Genomic DNA, 19900 nt, shown 5'->3' on the forward strand with positions numbered 1-19900 from the left:
ATTAATAACCCATTCTTAAACCCAAAGCAGAAGGTCATTTAAGACATGATTTTTTGGGCAAAAGCTATCTTCAGGGCCGTTGTTTTTGCAAAATAATTGGTATTATTAAAAAAAATTAACAACCTGCAAAGCTGATCTACTCACCAGAACCGCGCAGAAAAACCCAAAAACAAAATGAAAATAGTTTACATTACTTTAGCCTTGTGCTTCTTTTACAACTTCTCGTTCTCCCAAAACGACGTGGTAAATGATGACGAGGGCAGCAGTTACAACCTGAACAAACCAGAACGTGAAGAATGGCTCCGTGATACGGGTGCCGGTTTGTTTATTCACTTCAATGTTGATGCCCAGCTGGGCGTAGTGATCAGTCACTCGCTCGTAGGTGCTTCCAACGATTATGTTGACCGTTATTTTAATGAATTGCCTAAAACGTTCAACCCTTCAAAGTTCAATCCCAAAGAAATTGCCGAGCTGGCAAAGATGGCGGGGATGAAATACATTTGTTTCACCACAAAACACCATGCCGGATTCTGTTTCTGGGATACAAAAACTACAGATTTTAATATTACAAAAACGCCTTACAAAAAGGATATGCTGAAGGAGTTTGTAGAAGCTACCCGGGAAGCAGGACTGGATGTAGGTTTCTATTTCTCTCCGGAAGATTTCAACTTCCTGCGTAACCATAACATCCCGATCAGCAGAACAAACGTGCAGATGGATGCCAAAACTACAAAAGCTTATAACGACTATAACCAGAAGCAATGTGAAGAGCTGATGACCAACTATGGTAAGATCGATGTGTTTTTTATCGATGGCGAACCTAAGGAAGTGGTAAAAGAAACTTGCTGGAGGTTACAGCCAAACCTGCTGATTACGCGTGGTGCGATTAAAACTCCTGAGCAGGCTTTACCGGGTGCCAAGATTACGCAGCCCTGGTTATCACCGATTACCATGGGTACAGCCTGGCAGTACCAGCCTACGAACGACCGCTATAAAACGGGCACACAGCTGATTAACCTGCTGATCGAAGCAAGGGCTAAAGGTGGTTCATTATTGTTAAACGTTGGCCCGAAACCAAATGGTGAGATGGCCATCCAGCAGGAAGACCGTTTACGCGAAATGGCGCTGTGGAACTTTATCAATCACGAAAGTATGGATAGCGTGCGCAGCTGGGTAGTAGCCAAAGAGGATGATATCTGGTTTACAAAAAAAGGAAAAAATACAGTTTATGCCTTTGTAACTGATGCAGCAAACTGGAAAGAAGCTGAACGCAGACACTTCCTGCTGCGTTCTGTAAAGAGTACGCCAAATACGAAGGTGAGTGTACTCGGACAAAATAGTCAGATCATTGAGTACAAAGCTAACCTGGATGTGAGCTGTAAGTTTACACAGACTGCCGAAGGACTGGATGTATCGGTAGTGAAAGCACAAAGGATTTATGACGACCACCGCTGGCCAAACGCAGTGGTGATCAAGCTTGAAAATGTGGAGCCTGTATTTGCTGAAGCTGTATTTGTGAAAACTGTAGGTTCGAAGGTAGGCGTTGAAGGTGCTGTGCTGAAAGGACAGGTGGTCGATTATAAACCTTCACTGTCAAAAAGAGCGCGGTTCTATTACCGTCCTTATGCCGGACAGGTAGAAACGCTGTACGCTTCACCATGGGAAAAAACCGCCTGGGTAACTATCAATGCCGACGGTACGTTCTCTGCTCCGCTGAAAGGCTTCAAAAAAGGTGCACGTGTGGAATACAAAGCTGTTGCAGAACAACAAAAGGTAGCAGTGGAAGGCGAAACAAGTGTGGTAAACCTATGACACTGATCCTCGTATTATTGTGCATCCTGCTGCTGATCGTGATGGTCTCAGTGCTGCGGATCAATGCTTTTCTGGCCTTTCTGGCCGTGTCCATTCTGGCAGGTATCCTGCTCGGTATACCGCTGAGCAAAATTGCCGGATCAGTAGAAAAAGGTATTGGCGATGTGCTGGGCTCCCTGGCCATCATCATTACGATAGGGGCGATGCTGGGCAAGCTCGTTGCAGAAAGCGGCGCAGCGCAGAAAATCGCTGCGGTGATCATGAACATCTGCGGGGAAAAATATATTCAATGGGGGGTAGTTGCCACGGGTTTCCTGATCGGCATCCCCCTGTTTTACGGTATCGGATTTGTATTAATGATTCCGCTGATCTTTTCTGTGGTCTATAAATATAAGCTGCCACCCTTATACATCGGATTGCCTATGCTGGCGGCGCTTTCGGTAACACATGGATTTCTGCCGCCACATCCTTCGCCATCGGCACTGGTGATCCAGTTCAATGCAAATATGGGATTAACCCTGATGTATGGACTGCTCATCGCTATACCTGCAATTGTGATCGGCGGACCGCTGTTCTCGCGTACGCTGAAGAATATTTCTTCGACACCGCTACAGTCGTTCGTGCCTGCAGAACTGCCGGAGGATGAACTACCGGGAACATTCAACAGCTTTTTCACAGCTTTGCTGCCGGTATTGCTGCTGATCCTGGCGACGGTGTTCTCCTTTTACGCAGCCAGTTACCCGCAGCTGACAGCGGTGGTTGCCCTGGCGGGCCATGCAGATGTAGTCATGATCATCTCTCTGTTTACTGCCACCCTGACACTGGGAATCTTCCAGGGCAAAACGATCTCCCGTATCATGAATATCTATGCGGAATCGATCAAAGACGTCGCGCTGATCCTGCTGATCATCGGAGGCTCCGGGGCGCTCAAACAGGTGCTGGTGGATAGTGGTGTCAGCGGACAGATCGCAGAATTACTAAAAAACTTGAATATGCAGCCTTTATTCCTGGGCTGGCTGATCACTGCGGTGATCAGGTTTGCGGTGGGCTCCGCTACGGTGGCTGGCCTCACTACTGCAGGAATTATTTTACCCTTAATGGTTGCCACGCACACCAATCCAAATTTGATGGTGCTTGCCGTGGGGGCAGGGAGCTTAATGTTCTCCCATGTGAACGATGCAGGTTTCTGGATGTTCAAAGAGTATTTTACGCTGACGCTAAAGGATACTTTTAAATCATGGGCATTAATGGAATCAATCGTGGGCGTCATTGGCCTGATAGGCGTACTTTTATTAAACCAAATCATTTAAAATATTATACTATGGAAACTTTTAATGCAGATGAGCAATTTGAAAAATTAGGTCTTAACCTTCCACCGGCACCTGCGCCACTTGGAGTTTACAAGCCTTATGTAGTGGATGGAAAATACCTTTACCTGTCCGGACATGGTCCGGTTCAGGATGATAAAAGCCTGATCATTGGTCGCATTGGTGCAGATATGGATAAAGATGCCGGTAAACTGGCAGCAAGACAAGTAGGACTGACGATGTTATCGACGATCAAAACCAACTTTGGAACGTTAAACCGCGTGAAAAGAGTAATTAAGGTTCTGGGTATGGTCAACTGTACACCGGATTTTGAAAAACACCCTTTTATCATTAACGGATGCAGTGAGCTTTTTGCTGAGATCTGGGGAGAAGAGAATGGTATAGGAACGCGCAGTGCAGTAGGTTTTGGTTCATTGCCGGATAATATTCCTGTGGAGATCGAGGCGCTGTTCGAGCTTAACGACAATGACTAACCCGGAGCAGGAGAACTGGTACCTGATCAGCAATGCTGATGAGCTGGATTCACCTGCGCTGGTGTTTTATCCCGACAGGATTGCTGAAAATATTGTACGGCTAAAAAACAGTATCAATGATATCAGCAGGCTGCGGCCGCATGTGAAAACGCATAAAAACCCGGAGATCTCTGCGATGATGATCGGTGCAGGGATCAGCAAATTCAAATGTGCTACGATCGCCGAGGCAGAAATGCTGGCGATCTGTAAGGCAGCGGATGTGCTGTTGGCCTATCAGCCGGTAGGGCCAAAGATCAGCCGCTTCATAGAACTGATCAAAACCTATCCTGATACGCATTTCTCCTGTTTGTGTGACAATGCTGTGTCCCTGAAAGCCATCGCTTCCGCTGCCCTTGCGGCAGGTCTGGTGCTGGACCTTTTTCTGGACCTGAATGTGGGAATGAACCGGACGGGGATTGCCCCGGATGAAAAAGCAGTATTGCTGTACCAGCAGATCCATGCAGAACCAGGGGTGAATGCGCGCGGCCTGCATGCTTATGATGGGCATATCCATGACGCTTCACTGGAAACCAGGAAGGAAAAATGGCAGCTGGTGATGGATGCGGTGTTGTGGTTAGAGGGGCAGCTCATTGCTGCAGCTCTGCCGAAACCGGTAATTGTTGCCGGAGGAACGCCAACCTATCCTTTATATGCCGCGCTGGAAGAGATAGAATGCAGCCCCGGAACCTTCATCCTCTGGGATAAAGGGTATCAGGATGCTTTTACAGAACAGGAATACCTGACAGCTGCGCTGGTGCTGACGAGGGTGATTTCATTGCATGGCCCCGCTGCTTTGACGGTTGATTTAGGACATAAATCGGTTGCAGCAGAAAATAACTTACAGCACAGGGTTTATTTTTTAAATGCCCCTGATGCCGCAATGGTTGGCCAAAGTGAAGAGCACCTGGTGCTGGATGCCGGTGCAGGTCATGGCTTTGCGATTGGTGATATTCTGTACGGACTGCCCATACATATTTGTCCTACAGTGGCACTCTATGGAACAGCTGCAGTGGTAGAAAACCGTCAGCTGAAGGGAGAGTGGAAAATCATAGCCAGGGAAAGAAAAATTAATATTTAAGATCATGTTTACAATAGACGCACACCTTGATTTAAGTATGAATGCGCTGGAATGGAACCGCGATCTGCGGTTGCCTGTTTCGGCCATCAATGAAAGGGAAAAAGGATTAAATGATAAACCTGACCGTGCAAAATCGGTCGTGTCTTTGCCTGAACTCAGAAAAGGGCAGGTGGGACTGGTAGTAGCTACGCAGATTGCGAGATATGTCGCTCCTGATAATCACTTACCGGGATGGCATTCGCCTGAGCAGGCATGGGCACAAACTCAGGGACAGGTTGCCTGGTATAAAGCCATGGAAGAAGCCGGTGAAATGGTGCAGATTCATGACCTCGATAGCCTGAATAAACATATCGGGTTATGGGAAAGCAATGTTCCTGACGAGGTGAAGCCCATTGGCTATATTCTCAGTCTGGAAGGAGCCGATTCTATTGTAACGGTGGATCATCTGCAAAGAGCTTACGACTACGGCCTGCGTGCCGTTGGACCGGCGCATTACGGACCTGGCCGCTATGCGCAGGGTACTGATGCAACAGGACTGATGGGACCCAAAGGACATGAGCTGCTCAGAGAGATAGAGCGTTTAAATATCATTCTGGATGCAACTCATCTTTGTGACGATAGTTTCTGGGAGGCGCTGGATCATTTTAATGGCCATGTCTGGGCTTCGCATAATAACTGCCGGGCACTGGTGAACCATAACCGCCAGTACAGTGATGAACAGATCAAAGCGTTGATCGCCAGAGGAGCGGTGATCGGACTGGCACTGGACGCCTGGATGATGGTGCCCAATTGGGTACGCGGTACATCTACTCCTGAAGGGATGCACTGCAACCTGGAAGTCATGGTGGATCATCTGGACCATATCTGCCAGATTGTCGGAAATACCCTGCATATCGGTGTGGGCTCTGATCTGGACGGCGCTTTTGGAAGAGAGCAATGTCCGTATGATATCGAAACCATTGCCGATCTGCAAAAGATCCCTGAGCTATTGGAGAAAAGGGGGTACTCAAAGCAGGATGTGCAAAATATGATGCATGGAAACTGGCTGCGGTTTCTGCGTAATGCCTGGGGTGGTTGATTTCTAAAAATATAAATTATATTTTTGAGCTTTTCTGCAAGTAGAATAACTTGACGCTGGAGGGGGTAAATTGTATTTATATTGATAAAATGAACGCTATAAGACGCATTAAGCTGAATTACCCTGAAGAATTTAGGATTGCCTGTAAGATTAACAACCTGAGATATGGTGAATTGATACAGTATTTTATAGATCATGTATCATTTTATGCTTTTATAGGGGGCGATATGGCGCCCCCTTTTTTATGGGCTACCGCTGTGAGTATTGACTGCAAAGAACTGTTGAATTTGCCTGTAGAAACCATCACTGATCCAAGGATACAGCAAATCTCCCTCAAGTATATTAAACAGCTGACTGCGCTCCATTTGAGTACAGGACTGAGCGCAAGCGATGAGAGCAGTAAGAGTGTCTTATTGATGAAAGAATGGTCTTCCGAAATGCTTCCCCTGACTGACTATGCTACTGATCTTCGCACTGAAGACGACTGTCACTTTAACTTAACTTTTGATTTCAATCTGGTATGCAGACTCAATGGTATTGAGGTTGAAAGGTTGTTGCAGTATTTTATGGACAGCATATCTCTGGCAAAGGAAAGAGCCATCAATGTGATTGAAGAAAGCAGGATCACCCCGGGAGTTGCCGTACTGATGATGCTGATCGCAAATCATGAAGAGATAAAAAACCGGATACTGCCACAGCAGCAAGTTTATAAGAAATATGGCCTTCAGTTATTGAAACTGGATAAAAAACAAAAAAAGGAATTTGATCTTAAACAGAGGATACAAGCCTATAGTGCTTTCTACCGGGAATGGTACAATGCGCTCAATCAAAATATAAATTAATCTGCCGTTTTCCATTGTTAGATTGTTATCCTGATAAATAATTTAAAACTAACACTATGGACTCTAAAGGACAGTTCGGGCTCATCTATACTGAAGATTTCAGCGTTGCCTGTGCCATTAGTTACCTGAAGCAGGAGGAGGTGCTGCAGTATTTCATCAACAAGGTTTCTTTTTACGCCTTTAACGGGGGCGAGATGGAAGCTTTAGCCTTATGGGCAACCCGCATCATTGTAGATTGCAGGGAATTTGCAGCAACAGAGATCGAGCCTGTCAACGACCGTAAGCAGCAGCGCATCGCTATCAAATACATCAGTCTGCTCAGCGATCTTGCCGATAATACCTATCATTCAACCGTAGATAAGATGAAAGCGAGTGTTGAGATCATGCAGGACTGGGAGGCAGAAATGATGCCCCTGGCAGATTTCCCGAGGACATTTTATCTGAATGATGACCATTTTCTGGTGCTGACCTTTGATTTTAATCTGCTTTGCAGGATGAACGGACTGAATCCTCAGCAGGTGCTGCAATATTTTATCGACAGGATCTCGCTGGCGAGGGAAAGGGCATCAAATATTATCAGTTTTGTAGGCACAGACGCCTGTATGTCGCTCTTCGGAATGATGAACCTGAATCCTTCAATACAGAGCTCCAAACTTCCTGTACAAGAGGATATCCAGCAATGGTATCAGGGGCAGCTGCTGGCACTTGATGAAACCTTAAAACTTGAAGGAGATATAGATTTGCGCATTGGCGCTTATCGAAATTTTTATGCCGAATGGTATAAAACTCTGCAAAGAAATCTGAATTGAATAGCAAAACCGCTATTTTTCACCTTCCTTTTTATTATCATTACTCATCAAAGCTACGGGAGGAAGGAAGTCTTTAGGAGATAATCCAAAGTGGTCTGCAAAAACATTGATATGTTTCAGGTTATACTTCGCCGGATTACTCAGGTTTTCAACATTACCAATAAAAGATGCTTTAACACCAATAATATAGGCAATATCTACCTGCCGCAATTTTTTATCAGCCCTCAGTTTCCTGACAAAGTCAATCACGTGTTGTTCAATAAGATCTAGTTTTACCTTTCCTTCCATGGTGGGACTAAGTAATTTATATTCCTGATTATAATTTACAGCTATACATGTAAATATACTTTTTGCCCGATTTTTTTGTTAACTAATTGAACAATGACGTTATAATTAGTGTTTGTTGTGGTCGTGCCTAATTATATTTTTTACCAAAAATCAGCAAATAATACTATAAATTATTTTACCAAACCAGAAGAAAGAGCTTTTGTTTAATCTTTTTTGTAAAAGTCTAATTTTAAGATTGCTGCTGTTACCATCAGCTGACCTATATGGCGCATCGTGTGTTCTGCTCCGTGTACGAGGAGCCCGATAACTGTTGAAGGCAGGCCTGCGCGGCCGATACCCCGGTACTCAGTGAGTATTGCAGGATCTGTGTTTTTTAATTGTTCCAGGGCAATATCTACCTGTCTGCCAAACCTGGCTGTGAGTTCGCTGGTAGTATATCCATGTGCAGCATCTTTACCTTCTTCTGCGAGTTGTTCAAACTGAAAAGCGGTTAATCCTTCAGCTCTGGCATAAGTAAATACCCTGTCGAGTACTCCGCTCAGATGTTGCAGGTGGAAGCCGGGAGAGGCCATTCCTGCCGGCCGCTGCCAGAGCAGCGCTGAGGGAAAGCCGTCCATGTATTCGTTTACTTCTTCACTGGCCTGCAGGAGTGCATGGGCCACAGGCTGTAATAAGGGCGTGATATCCGGGAGAGGGCCTCTTTGCCAAACTTCTTTTTGCTGTGCCATATGCTAGTTTTTTAAATGGAAACACGCCCTGCAGCGGGGTTCGTAACTTTCTTTTTCACCAAGCAGGATCTTGGCCTCACTGGCCACCCGGCGGAAGGAGTACATGGCGGGGTTTCCGCAGCGCACACATACAGCATTAACCTTTGTGACCAGTTCTGCAATGGCCATCAATGCCGGTACAGGTCCAAAGGGTTTGCCCGTAAAGTCCATGTCCAGACCAGCCACAATTACCCGGTAGCCTTTGTTGGCAAGCGTAGTGCATACTTCGGGCAGTCCCTCATCAAAAAATTGTGCTTCATCAATACCAACTACCTGCGTATCTGCCCTCAGCAATAAAATGGCTGCGGAATGGTCTACAGGAGTAGCAGTGATGGAGTTGTAGTTATGTGATACTACAGCCGTTTCATCATACCGCGTATCTGTAGCAGGTTTAAAAATCTCCACCTTCAGTTTGGCGATCTCTGCACGCTTCAGTCTTCTGATCAGTTCTTCTGTTTTGCCCGAAAACATAGAGCCACAAATGACCTCGATGCTGCCGCCAAAATTTCCTTTGCTATAATTTTGTTCACTAAATAACATGCGCTGTGGTAGGGGGTGTCTGACCTGCGAATATCGGGATTCCGGCGTAATAATTTGGGTTTTTTATTCACTCTAATTTGTAGTACTTTTGAGTACATTTATCAACATAAAACTGCAAATTTCTCGTTATACCACTATGATGAACCAGGAGGACATATTTAAAAAGATAGGACAGATACTCAATGAGTTGAATGAACAGTATCAATACTTGGCTCAGAATCCTGCCGAGCTGAATGAATTGGAGCTTGAACTCTTTCTGGCTAACTCCAATTTTTTATCTGATCATGTCCAGATCGTTAGAAAGTTAAATAGTAAATCCATTCAGAAGGCGCTTCCTGAACATGCGAGTGCGGATAAGGAAATTATTGAACAGCAGCCTGTTATTCCAGTAAAAGTCGTTGAAGAGACGCATGATGCCGGGGCAGAAACGCCAGCGCATAAACCAGTGATTGAGGAGGAGATCTTTAAAATTGATAAGGAACCTTCCACATTTGAGTTTATCCTGAATGATAAACCTTCTACTGACAGGTTTGAGTTTGAAGAGAAATCTGTAGATGAAATATTTGACAGACCGCTCAGTAAAGAAGAGGAACAGATCATTGCCCAGAAACAGAAACTAAGAGAACTGGACAGCCTGGAAAGTGAGTTACCTGAAGATGATGAGATTGGTCCGGAGCCCTTCCTGGTGTCAGAGCCTTTCAAGGCAGAAGCTGAAATTGAAGAAATTCCTGCAGCGGAAGATTTTGCCCCTGAAGAAGTAGCTAAAGATGAAGAAGTAGCTAAAGATGAGGAAGTAGCCCAAGAAATACCCGAAGAGGAAATAGTCCAGGAAGAAGTGATCAGTGAAGAAAAATCTCCTGAAGAAGATGTTCAGGAGGAGGAGGAGGAAGAAGATGTGGTTGGGGAAGCTGATGCGGTACAGGACCGGATAGAAGAAATAAAGGAAGAGCCCAAATCTAAACCTACGCTGAACGATATCCTGTCTGGCAATGCCGGAAAACCGAATTTTAATACCGGTACTTCAAGAACGCCGGTAACAGATCTGAAGCAGGCGATCAGCCTGAACGATAAAATGCGTTACATTAAAGATCTCTTTAATGGCTACAACCTTGCGTATGCAGAAGCGATAGACCTCCTGAACAAGATGCCTGATTTTAAAACAGCGGACGCGTTCCTGCAGAACAATTATGCGGTAAAAAACAACTGGGCGGCAAAACAGGAAACTGCAGAACAGTTTTATGAACTGCTCAACCAGCGCTTCCCTGCTAAATAAAGCCCATTCTGTTTGAATCCAGTTTAAGGAAGATAAACAGCAGAACGGTGAAACTCCAGAGAGATGATCCCCCGTAACTGATAAATGGCAGGGGAATACCGATTACAGGAATGATGCCAATCGTCATTCCTATATTGATAAACACGTGGAAAAAGATGATGCTGGCTACACAGTATCCATAAACCCTGGAGAAGGTAGAGCGTTGTCTTTCTGCGAGGTTGATAACTCTCAGCAGCAGGAAAATATAGAGGGCAATCACGACGGTACAGCCTATAAAACCCCATTCTTCGCCAATGGTAGAGAAGATGAAATCCGTACTTTGCTCAGGTACATAACCATACTTTGTTTGGGTACCTTCCAAAAAGCCCCTGCCCGTGATCTGTCCGGAACCAATGGCGATCTTGGACTGGATCACATTATATCCCGCACCTTTGGGGTCAGTCTTGAGACCCAATATAATTTCGATACGTGTACGCTGATGTGGCTCCAGTACTTTTTCGTAGGCAAGTTTTACGACAAACAGATAGACTATAGCAACCACCGTAGCGATGATCATGGAGAACATCATTTTTTGCTTTCGCTTGTTTTGGTAGGCAAAAAAGCCTCCCACGACCACAATTATCGGGATGAGTATCGACATCGGCACCAGGAAGTCGGCAATAAACAAAACGATCATCCCCAGAAAGATCAGCAGGAAATAACCCGATAAACCTTCCCTGTAGAGGGGGAACATGAAGGCCAGGAATACCAGTGCTGAACCCGTATCAGGCTGAAGCATAATCAGCAGCAAAGGAAAACAAATGATCAGTCCGGCAAAAAAAATAGATTTAATATCCCTGAACTTGGGATTAAAGTTTCCAACATACCGTGCAATCAGCAATGCAGTACCAAATTTAGCCAGCTCCGAGGGTTGCAGCCTGAAGCTTCCCAGAGGGATCCAGGCCTGATTTCCTGCTACTTTTCGGCCCACGACGAGCACTGCCATGAGCAGCAGCATCGTTATCCCGTATACAATGGGCGAAAACACGCTGAAGAACTTTGCATCCAGTAATAAGATAGAGAATCCCAGTACCAATGCTGTCAGAATAAAGATCAGCTGTTTTCCGTAGTTACTTCCGAAATTGAACAGGGTAGAAGTATCCGGGTTATAGATGGATGCATAAATGTTGACAAAACCGATGGTACATAAGGCCACATAGATCAGGATTGTGATCCAGTCTACGTTAAAAAAGAAACGGCCGCCTTGTTGTGTACTCATTTTGTGTTTTGTATGTTTTTGTTTTCTACAATTTTATCAGCAGCAGCTGCCGTAGGTTTTGGTACCTGGGGTAACTGAGGAGTAGTAGCAGGGGCTGTTGCAGGTGCTGTGGTTTTACCTGTAGTGTCTTTAGGCAAATACTTTTGCTTCGGCCGTGGTACTTCAGGCAGTACTACCTGTTTCTTCATCCATTCTGCACGGTCCACGCGATTGCCCGAAAGTTTACCCGTTAAATAAGTTTCAGTGATATAACTTGCGATTGGTGCTGCATAGGCACTACCAAAACCTGCATTTTCCACGATTACGGCAATGGCAATCTTAGGATTATCACGCGGGGCAAAGCCAATAAACACAGAGTGGTTTTTGCCGTGCGGGTTTTGTACCGTACCCGTTTTGCCGCACATCAGGATATCCGGAATAGCGGAGTCCCTGGCAGTACCATAAGGTGCATTTACCGCATCCTGCATCCCATCAATCACAGGACCAAAATGGCGCTGGTCTATCCCCACAGAATTTTTCACAAGGTACTCTTCCTTAACATCCTTTTTTTCGCCAATACCTTTAATCAGGTGGGGCTTGATATAATATCCCCTGTTGGCAATTACGGCCATAATATTTGCCATCTGCAATGGCGTAGCACTCATTTCTCCCTGCCCGATAGCCAGTGAGATGATCGTGGTATAACCCCAGTATTTTCCAAACCTTTTGGTATACTCTTCTGATGTGAATAACCTTCCCTTACGCTCGAAGGGCATGTCCAGATCCAGTTTGGAGCCGATACCGAACTTCCTAACCTTCGCCTGCCAGTCGTCATACGCTGCAATCTTATTCTTGTACTTGCTCTGCGTCATCAGTTTCTGGAAAACATAACAGGCATAAGTGTTGCAAGACCTTGCCAGTCCGCGGCGCAGCGATATAGGTCCGTCTACGTGTTCACATCTCACGAGGTGATTTCCGGCCCAGTAACCCCCGGGGCAGTTAAATGTTGTATTCGGGTCGATTACCCCTTCCTGCAGGCCAATCAACGCATCGAGTGGTTTAAATGAGGATCCCGGTGAATAGTATCCCGATAAAGGACGTACCGTAAAAGGCCGGTTTGGGGAGCCAAAAATATCCATATAGTTATTTCCCTGCTGCCGTCCCACCATCAGGTTGGGATCATACGTCGGACTGCTCACAAATGCCAGTACCTCACCCGTGCTGGGTTCAATGGCCACAATACTGCCCACCTTGTTATGCAGGAGTTGTTCGCCGAGTTTCTGCAGTCTGATATCCAGCGATGAAACCAGCGTTTCTCCTGACGTAGCCAGGGTATCAAACTTACCGTTGAGGTAGCTACCCTGAGGCACATTCCGGGCGTTATAGATCGTGTTTTCCACCCCGCGCTCACCCTGCAGCACATCGTTATACTGACGCTCCACACCGGCTTTCCCGATATAATCACCCGGACGATAATAGCCATTGCTTTGTTCAATATCCTTTTCTGTAACTTCTTTTACATACCCAAAAAACTGGCCTGCAACGCTATCCGGATAATGCCTGACGGTGCGGTTCTGAGTTTCAAACCCTACGAAACGTGAGAGTCTTTCCTGCAATGCCGCATAGGTCTGTACAGACAGTTGCTTCTCAAAAACTGAACGCTGGTACCTGGACTGGTTGCGGGCTTTGTTGAACCGCTTGTGAAAGCCCTTCATGTCAATCCCGATGATGTTGCACAGCGCCATGGTATCAAAAGGTTTCACCAGATTGGGCGTCACCATCAGATCGTATACCGGTTCATTCTGAACCAGTACCTTATTATTCCTGTCCATGATGATCCCGCGGGCAGGGAATGTATATTTCTTTCGCAGGACATTGCTGTTTGCAGAAAGAAAGTAGCGGTCGCTCGCCACCTGTATATAGAAAAGCTGCCCCAGTAAAATCAGCGCAACCACGATAAACAAGCCTTGAATGATATATTTCCTATTAAAAAGATTATCCATTTAACGCATTTTTCTATTATAGAAGATAAATTCTATTAATATAACAGTGAAAAGGGTAAAGATACCGCTAAACAGGCATCTTAACAAGGTATAGGAGAGTTCTGTTAATTTAAAAGCTTCTAATAAGAAAAGTACGATATGATGTGCGAAAGTACAAAGCAGCGCATAGAGGGAAAACCATTTGAATCCCATATTGCCGAGTGAAGGTTCAGGTTCATCAAAGTTATCACGGCTCACTGTCACAGAGATAAAGAGTATCCTGACAAAGACCAGCGTTACACAGGCGGCAGTATGTACACCGAGGGTATCGTAAAAGGCATCGAGTGTGAGACCGGTGCCAAAGGCAATCAGGTAGAGCAGCAGGTTTGGTGTGCCGAAAGGGAGGAGCAGTAAAAATAAGATATAGGTGAAAGGAGTAGCCAGGTCATAGAAACTCAGGTTCCTGAGCAGGAGCACCTGAATGGAAAGAAGGATAAACCACCTGATGATATTGACTACGATAATTCTACTGTTCATTCGGTAATTTTAATTCTAAAGCTTTCTGTTCCTGTGCTAATTTATCTTTAATAACGTACACATACTGTAATGTACTAAAATCGTTAAACAGTCGGGTTTCAATGGTAAGGAAGTTATCCCCCGTAGAGATTCCCCTGTTGCTGACCAACCCTACCGGGATGCCCGGAGGAAAAGAGCCAAAACCGGAGGTGATCACGGTATCCCGTAATTTCACCTGGAAATGGTTGGGTACATCCTTGATAAAAGCCTTTCTGTAATCCGAATTGCGGTCGCCCCATACCAGCGAGCCCAGCGCTTTTGTAGAGCGGATGCTCACACTGATTTTGGCATCCTTGTTCAGCAGCGACTCTATCGTAGCCAGGTGTGGGGAGACATCGCGGATGACACCCACAACCCCTTTGCCTGCAGAGATCACAGGCATACCACTCTGAATGCCGTCCACCGCCCCTTTGTTGATGGTGATGATGTTGTTTCTTAAAGTGATGGAGTTTTTAATGACCCGGGCAGCGAGATAGGTATACTGCACATGGTTCATCGTATCCTTTACCAGTACATCTTTGGCACTGTCAATATTTCTCAGGGCCAGCAGCTGTGTATTCAGCCTTGCATTTTCCAGTGCAAGACTGTCATTTACATCGCCCAGGTTCATGTAGCGTTTGAACACGTTCAGCCTCATATATGCCTGTCCGACAATCTCATTGGTAGAGTTGAAGGTTACGCTGCGCTGATAGGCGTTGTTTTTTACAGTGAGGATAACGCCTATGGTAAAAAAAATGACGAACAGGAAGAATGCGTTGTATCTGTTTATGAAAATCCAAAGGTTACGCATAATTCATCATTTATGAAAAAATGTGAGTTCAGCTTTCAGACTGACCCACATTTTTAATCTTTTTGTTTAAGTTCTATTGCATTAAAAACTTGTAGCCTCCGATGTTTTTGAGGGCGATACCGGTACCGCGGACAACTGCGCGGAGCGGATCTTCTGCTACGTGTACAGGAAGTTTTGTCTTTGCTGCCACACGTTTATCAAGACCTCTTAACAATGCACCACCTCCGGTAAGATAGATCCCTGTCTGATAAATATCAGCAGAAAGCTCCGGTGGCGTGATCTCTAAGGCTTTCAGAATCGCTTCTTCAATTTTAGAGATAGACTTGTCCAGGCAATGTGCTATTTCAGTATAGGAAACAGTGATCTGTTTGGGTACACCTGTCATGAGGTCTCTTCCCTGTACTGCGAAATCTGCAGGCGGGTCAGAGAGTTCAGGCAGTGCAGCGCCCACTTCAATTTTGATTTTTTCAGCAGTACGGTCACCAATCATGATGTTATGCTGACGGCGGATATAATTTACAATATCAGAGTCAAAGTTATCTCCCGCAACGCGGATAGACTGGTCGCACACAATACCTGAAAGCGCAATTACTGCAATCTCAGTAGTACCACCACCGATGTCGATAATCATATTACCCATCGGTTCTTCCACATCAATACCTATACCTACCGCAGCAGCCATTGGCTCATGGATCAGATAAACTTCTTTTGCACCGGCGATCTCTGCAGAGTCTCTTACTGCACGTTTTTCAACCTCAGTAATACCTGAAGGAATACAGATCACCATTCTCAGGGAAGGGAACATCCATCCTTTACCTCCGTTGAGCATGCGGATCATACCTTTGATCATTGCTTCAGCAGCATTAAAATCAGCAATTACACCATCTTTCAGAGGTCTCACCGTACGGATATTATCGTGCGTTTTACCCTCCATCTGCATAGCCTGACGGCCTATTGCTATAATTTTATTGGTCTGTCTGTCAAAAGCAACGATTGAAGGTTCATCAACAACCACTTTATCATTATGTATAATCAGGGTGTTGGCGGTGCCTAAATCTATGGCAACCTCTTGTGTGAACCAGTTAAATAAACCCATTTATAGGTGATAAGTTATGTTATAAAAATTCTGTTTATACTATTAGAATGTAAAACTACATCTTTTTATTGTAATCCGCTTTAAAAAATTAGTGCTTGAAATGTCTCACACCGGTAGTTACCATGGCGATATTTTTCTCATTTGCCTTGTCGATTGAATCTGTATCTTTTATCGAACCACCCGGTTGAAGAACCGCAGTAATGCCAGCTTCAGCAGCAATTTCAACACAGTCAGGGAAAGGGAAGAAAGCATCTGAGGCCATCACCGAACCTACCAGGTCAAAGTTGAAAGCGTTGGCTTTAACAATTGCCTGTTTCAATGCGTCAACCCTTGAAGTTTGACCAACACCGCTTGAAAGTAAGGTATTATTCTTAACAAACACGATGGTATTGGATTTGGTATGCTTCACGATTTTGTTGGCGAAGAACAGGTCTTTTAATTCCTCAGCTGTAGGCGCTTTAGCAGTTACAGTAGTCATCTGCTCAGGACCTTCGATGATCAGGTCTTTGTCCTGCTCAATCACACCGTTCAGCAAAGTTTTGAATTGTTTTTTGCTCAACTCAACATCATTGCGTTGCAGGATCACCCTGTTTTTCTTGGCTTTGAACAGTTCAATCGCTTCCGGCTGATAAGACGGGGCAATGAGTACTTCAAAAAATAATTTGTTGATTTCTGTAGCTGTTGCCAGGTCGATCTCACGGTTTGCGATCAATACGCCGCCAAAGGCCGATATCGGGTCACAGGCTAGTGCATCATCCCATGCCTCTGCGATGGTCTCTCTTGAGGCAAGGCCACATGCATTGGTGTGTTTAAGAATAGCGAAGGTAGGCTCCTGAAATTCATCGATCAGGCTAACAGCTGCATCAACGTCAACCAGGTTATTATATGAAAGTTCCTTACCGTTCAGTTTGCTGAACATCTCATCCAGGTTGCCATAGAAAACACCTTGCTGATGTGGGTTTTCGCCGTAACGCAAAGTCTTGGCAGTATTGATGCTTTGTTTGAATACGTTTAGCGGCTCTTCATTGTTAAAGTAATTGAAGATTGCAGTGTCGTAATGCGAAGAAGTGTGGAATGCTTTTTTAGCAAATGCTTTACGTTGTGCAAGTGTAGTCTCACCATTCTGGTCTTCCAGCTGCTGCTGAAGGGTTGAATAGTCATCTTTCGAAGCGAGGATCACTACGTCGTTAAAGTTTTTCGCGGCAGCCCTGATCAGGGAAATACCACCAATATCAATTTTTTCAATGATTTCCGCTTCAGAACCACCGGCTTTCAGTGTTTCTTCAAAAGGATAAAGATCAACAATGACCAGGTCAATCTCAGGGATCTCATACTCTGCGATCTGAGCCTTGTCTTCATTCAGGTTTCTGCGGTTTAAGATACCACCGAAAACTTTTGGATGTAAAGTTTTAACCCTTCCGCCTAAAATCGAAGGATAACCAGTAAGGTCTTCAACAGCTGTAACAGGTAAGTTCAAATCTTTGATGAACTGTTCTGTACCGCCTGTAGAGAACAACTGAACACCCTGCTGTGCAAGCAGGCGTACAAGTGGTTCCAGACCGTCTTTGTAATATACTGAGATTAAAGCGTTTTTGATCTTAATTTGTTGACTCATTGGGTGTTATTTTTGAGCCGCAAAATTATAAATTTTAAGCGATAAAATTCAGAAATTGAGGTATAAAAAATCTTATTTCTGTATCTTTTTCAGGATGCTTTCCACTACACGCGGATAATGCTGATGTTCAAGTTGTTGTCCTTTGAACTTTATCATTTCTAGGTTATCGCCTTTGTCAATTCTATATTTAGCCTGGTAGATATACTCTCCTTCGTCGTAGTTTTCATCCACATAATGAATGGTGATCCCACCTTCAGCTTCGCCGGCAGCCAGTACAGCTTTATGTACATGGTCGCCGTACATTCCCTTGCCGCCAAACTTGGGCAGGATGGCAGGGTGGATATTGACGATGCGTCCGGGGTATTCTGCGATCAGGTTTTTAGGGATCAGCCACAGGAAGCCTGCAAGCACGATCAGGTCGATATCCAGGTTTTTCAGCAGCTCTACAATCTGCTCAGTTTCGTAAAATTCTTTCCTGTCAAAAATATGGGAAGGTATCTCAAAGTTATCTGCACGCTGTAGTACATATGCTTCGGGATTGTTGGTCAATACCAGTGCAATTTCTACTTCCGGACTGTGTTTAAACAGTTCCATGATTTTCTGGGCATTAGAACCCGAACCTGAGGCAAATATGGCGATACGCTTTTTCATGTACTATTGATGATATGATGCTGTCAAAAATAGCATTTTAAGCATTTATTGAAAGGTTTAATTGATAATATGTTTGATAAGCAGAATCAGGACCAATGAAGAGGTTACAACTGGCAGATGCCTGAAAGATGTATTGTAGTGGTCTTCTTTATGTTTTAAAAGCTGATAACAACGTGCCTACGGGCTATTAACAGGGTGTTGACAGGCTCAAATGATACTTTTGAGCCTGTCAACACCCTGTTAACACCCTGTTAATAGCCTGTTAAGATCCTTTCCATAACGAAGAAGTACACTGCAAGATGCCTTGCAGGCGCTTTACAGGTAATAGCCGGGACATGCTTAATCTTCAATCTCAACCTCTGATAGCTCAAATATCGCTATATCTAAACGGGTGTGAATCAATATTTAAGAATATTTAAATTATTTCTGATATCGTTTTGCATTTTAAAAACTTAAGTTCTATATTTGCAGTCCGAAAAAAACAGAAAGATAAGGGGAAAGGAAGGTGATATCATTCAGCCGGACCTCAAATTATATAAAATATTATTATACTAGAAAATGGCAAATCATAAATCATCTTTAAAAAGAATAAGAGCAAACGCTACTAAACGTTTACGTAACAGGTACCAAGCAAAAACAACTCGTACTTTTATTAAAAGATTACGTGCTTCTGTAGATAAAACATCTGGTCAGGAGTTATTGCCTAAAGTAATTTCTATGCTGGATCGTTTAGCTAAGAAAAATGTTATTCACAAAAACAAAGCTGCTAACAACAAATCTAAGTTGACTAAATTTGTTAACAACTTAAAATAGTAGTAAGTTTACGATATTGAAAACGGGATCGCCAATGGCTGATCCCGTTTTTTTGTTTATGGTAAAACCTAAACAAAAACGCAGGATCCAGGGCTTTGCGCTGGATGACCAGCCCCGGGAAAAACTGATACGGGAGGGACGCCGCTCGCTCAGCGATGCAGAACTGATTGCTATACTCATAGGCTCCGGAAGTGAGGGGGAGTCTGTCGTGGCCTTAAGCCGGCGTATCCTGGCAGACTACAATCACAGCCTCTCTGATCTCGGAAGGGCCTCTCTCGATGAACTCAAGAAATTTCATGGTATCGGTGATGCCAAGGCCGTCACCATTACCGCTGCGCTGGAGATCGGCCGCCGGAGAAAGGAAGAGCCTGATCAGAAGAAACCGGTGATCACCTGCGCGAAAGATGCTTTTGAGATCATGCATCCCGTACTAAGCGATCTTAACCATGAAGAATTCTGGATCCTGATGCTGGATGCTGCAAATGGTGTCATCGGCAAGGCCATGATCAGCAAGGGTGGGCGTGCCGGTACAATTGCTGATCCCAAGATCATCTTTAAAACCGCTCTGGAGCGTAATGCAGCATACATCATCCTTTTTCATAACCATCCCTCGGGCAGTCTGAATCCCAGCGATGAAGATATCAGGATCACCAGGAAGTTAACTGAAGCTGGCAAAACCCTGGATTTGTTTGTGCTGGATCATCTGATCGTTGCCGGAGGTTCCTATGTGAGTCTGGCAGATGAGGCATTGATCTGAGCGTAAATATCTGCTGATTGTATTCAATTCATATCGCGCATAGCATAATTTTATAT

Annotated in this window: 20 protein-coding genes; 10 read left to right on the plus strand and 10 right to left on the minus strand. The window is 44.7% G+C overall.

Features of this window, described 5'->3' with window-relative positions; all coding sequences use genetic code 11:
- The first annotated feature begins 174 nt into the window (after window positions 1-174).
- From OQY15_RS08300 to OQY15_RS08330, 7 genes are all read left to right on the plus strand, one after another.
- Complete coding sequence (locus OQY15_RS08300) at window positions 175-1812, plus strand: alpha-L-fucosidase (RefSeq protein WP_265790062.1); 1638 nt, start codon at window positions 175-177, stop codon at window positions 1810-1812.
- A complete protein-coding gene (locus OQY15_RS08305) occupies window positions 1809-3122 on the plus strand; it encodes a gluconate:H+ symporter (protein WP_265790065.1) in 1314 nt (437 codons plus the stop codon). Before OQY15_RS08300 ends, OQY15_RS08305 begins: the two co-directional genes overlap by 4 nt.
- 11 nt (window positions 3123-3133) lie before the next feature.
- Window positions 3134-3613 (plus strand): RidA family protein, encoded by a 480-nt coding sequence (locus tag OQY15_RS08310; RefSeq protein WP_265790067.1) that lies wholly within the window; start codon window positions 3134-3136, stop codon window positions 3611-3613.
- Window positions 3606-4730 (plus strand): D-TA family PLP-dependent enzyme, encoded by a 1125-nt coding sequence (locus OQY15_RS08315; RefSeq protein WP_265790069.1) that lies wholly within the window; start codon window positions 3606-3608, stop codon window positions 4728-4730. The genes OQY15_RS08310 and OQY15_RS08315 overlap by 8 nt, the downstream gene beginning before the upstream one ends.
- Window positions 4731-4734: 4 nt before the next feature.
- Window positions 4735-5808 carry a membrane dipeptidase gene (locus OQY15_RS08320; protein ID WP_265790071.1) on the plus strand — a complete coding sequence of 358 codons (1074 nt, stop codon included), beginning with the start codon at window positions 4735-4737 and terminating at the stop codon, window positions 5806-5808.
- Window positions 5809-5897: 89 nt separating this feature from the next.
- Window positions 5898-6650 (plus strand): hypothetical protein, encoded by a 753-nt coding sequence (locus tag OQY15_RS08325; RefSeq protein WP_265790090.1) that lies wholly within the window; start codon window positions 5898-5900, stop codon window positions 6648-6650.
- Window positions 6651-6706: 56 nt separating this feature from the next.
- The gene (locus tag OQY15_RS08330; RefSeq protein ID WP_265790097.1) at window positions 6707-7459 is read left to right on the plus strand and encodes a hypothetical protein; all 753 of its coding nucleotides are present in this window, start codon (window positions 6707-6709) and stop codon (window positions 7457-7459) included.
- A 12-nt stretch (window positions 7460-7471) separates the two neighbouring features.
- Here the strand turns inward: OQY15_RS08330 and OQY15_RS08335 are convergent, their stop codons facing one another.
- The 3 genes from OQY15_RS08335 to OQY15_RS08345 form a co-directional block, all read right to left on the minus strand.
- Window positions 7472-7747, minus strand: a complete 276-nt coding sequence (locus OQY15_RS08335) for a helix-turn-helix transcriptional regulator (RefSeq protein ID WP_265790099.1) — start codon at window positions 7745-7747, stop codon at window positions 7472-7474.
- 203 nt (window positions 7748-7950) lie between these two features.
- Entirely contained in the window at window positions 7951-8475 is a 525-nt protein-coding gene (locus OQY15_RS08340) for a DinB family protein (protein ID WP_265790101.1), read from the minus strand.
- 3 nt (window positions 8476-8478) lie between these two features.
- On the minus strand, window positions 8479-9054 hold the full coding sequence (locus OQY15_RS08345; RefSeq protein ID WP_265790104.1) for a thymidine kinase: 576 nt from the start codon (window positions 9052-9054) through the stop codon (window positions 8479-8481).
- 136 nt (window positions 9055-9190) lie between these two features.
- On the opposite strand from OQY15_RS08345, the gene OQY15_RS08350 reads away from it, so the two are divergent.
- The gene (locus OQY15_RS08350; RefSeq protein WP_265790106.1) at window positions 9191-10327 is read left to right on the plus strand and encodes a hypothetical protein; all 1137 of its coding nucleotides are present in this window, start codon (window positions 9191-9193) and stop codon (window positions 10325-10327) included.
- On the opposite strand, the gene rodA is transcribed toward OQY15_RS08350, so the two are convergent.
- The 7 genes from rodA to purN all read right to left on the minus strand — a co-directional run bounded on the left by rodA (window position 10320) and on the right by purN (window position 18274).
- A complete protein-coding gene (gene rodA, locus OQY15_RS08355) occupies window positions 10320-11585 on the minus strand; it encodes a rod shape-determining protein RodA (RefSeq protein WP_265790108.1) in 1266 nt (421 codons plus the stop codon). The genes OQY15_RS08350 and rodA overlap by 8 nt on opposite strands.
- Window positions 11582-13567: a penicillin-binding protein 2 gene (mrdA, locus tag OQY15_RS08360; protein ID WP_265790110.1), complete on the minus strand. Its 1986-nt coding sequence runs from the start codon at window positions 13565-13567 to the stop codon at window positions 11582-11584. The genes rodA and mrdA overlap by 4 nt, the downstream gene beginning before the upstream one ends.
- Entirely contained in the window at window positions 13568-14083 is a 516-nt protein-coding gene (locus OQY15_RS08365) for a rod shape-determining protein MreD (protein WP_265790112.1), read from the minus strand.
- Entirely contained in the window at window positions 14073-14912 is an 840-nt protein-coding gene (gene mreC / locus OQY15_RS08370) for a rod shape-determining protein MreC (protein ID WP_265790115.1), read from the minus strand. Before mreC ends, OQY15_RS08365 begins: the two co-directional genes overlap by 11 nt.
- A 73-nt stretch (window positions 14913-14985) precedes the next feature.
- Window positions 14986-16008 carry a rod shape-determining protein gene (locus tag OQY15_RS08375; protein ID WP_037440490.1) on the minus strand — a complete coding sequence of 341 codons (1023 nt, stop codon included), beginning with the start codon at window positions 16006-16008 and terminating at the stop codon, window positions 14986-14988.
- Window positions 16009-16096: 88 nt separating this feature from the next.
- A complete protein-coding gene (purH, locus tag OQY15_RS08380) occupies window positions 16097-17623 on the minus strand; it encodes a bifunctional phosphoribosylaminoimidazolecarboxamide formyltransferase/IMP cyclohydrolase (RefSeq protein ID WP_265790124.1) in 1527 nt (508 codons plus the stop codon).
- A gap of 72 nt (window positions 17624-17695) precedes the next feature.
- On the minus strand, window positions 17696-18274 hold the full coding sequence (gene purN / locus OQY15_RS08385) for a phosphoribosylglycinamide formyltransferase (protein ID WP_265790126.1): 579 nt from the start codon (window positions 18272-18274) through the stop codon (window positions 17696-17698).
- Between the two features lie 558 nt (window positions 18275-18832).
- Here purN and rpsT point away from each other — a divergent pair.
- Window positions 18833-19087 carry a 30S ribosomal protein S20 gene (gene rpsT / locus OQY15_RS08390; protein ID WP_142528249.1) on the plus strand — a complete coding sequence of 85 codons (255 nt, stop codon included), beginning with the start codon at window positions 18833-18835 and terminating at the stop codon, window positions 19085-19087.
- Between the two features lie 34 nt (window positions 19088-19121).
- On the plus strand, window positions 19122-19844 hold the full coding sequence (gene radC / locus OQY15_RS08395; protein WP_265790131.1) for a DNA repair protein RadC: 723 nt from the start codon (window positions 19122-19124) through the stop codon (window positions 19842-19844).
- The last annotated feature ends 56 nt before the right edge of the window (window positions 19845-19900 follow it).

Origin of the sequence: Pedobacter sp. MC2016-15 (genome assembly GCF_026239695.1) — a bacterium.
In the GTDB taxonomy this organism is placed as follows: Bacteria; Bacteroidota; Bacteroidia; order Sphingobacteriales; family Sphingobacteriaceae; genus Pedobacter.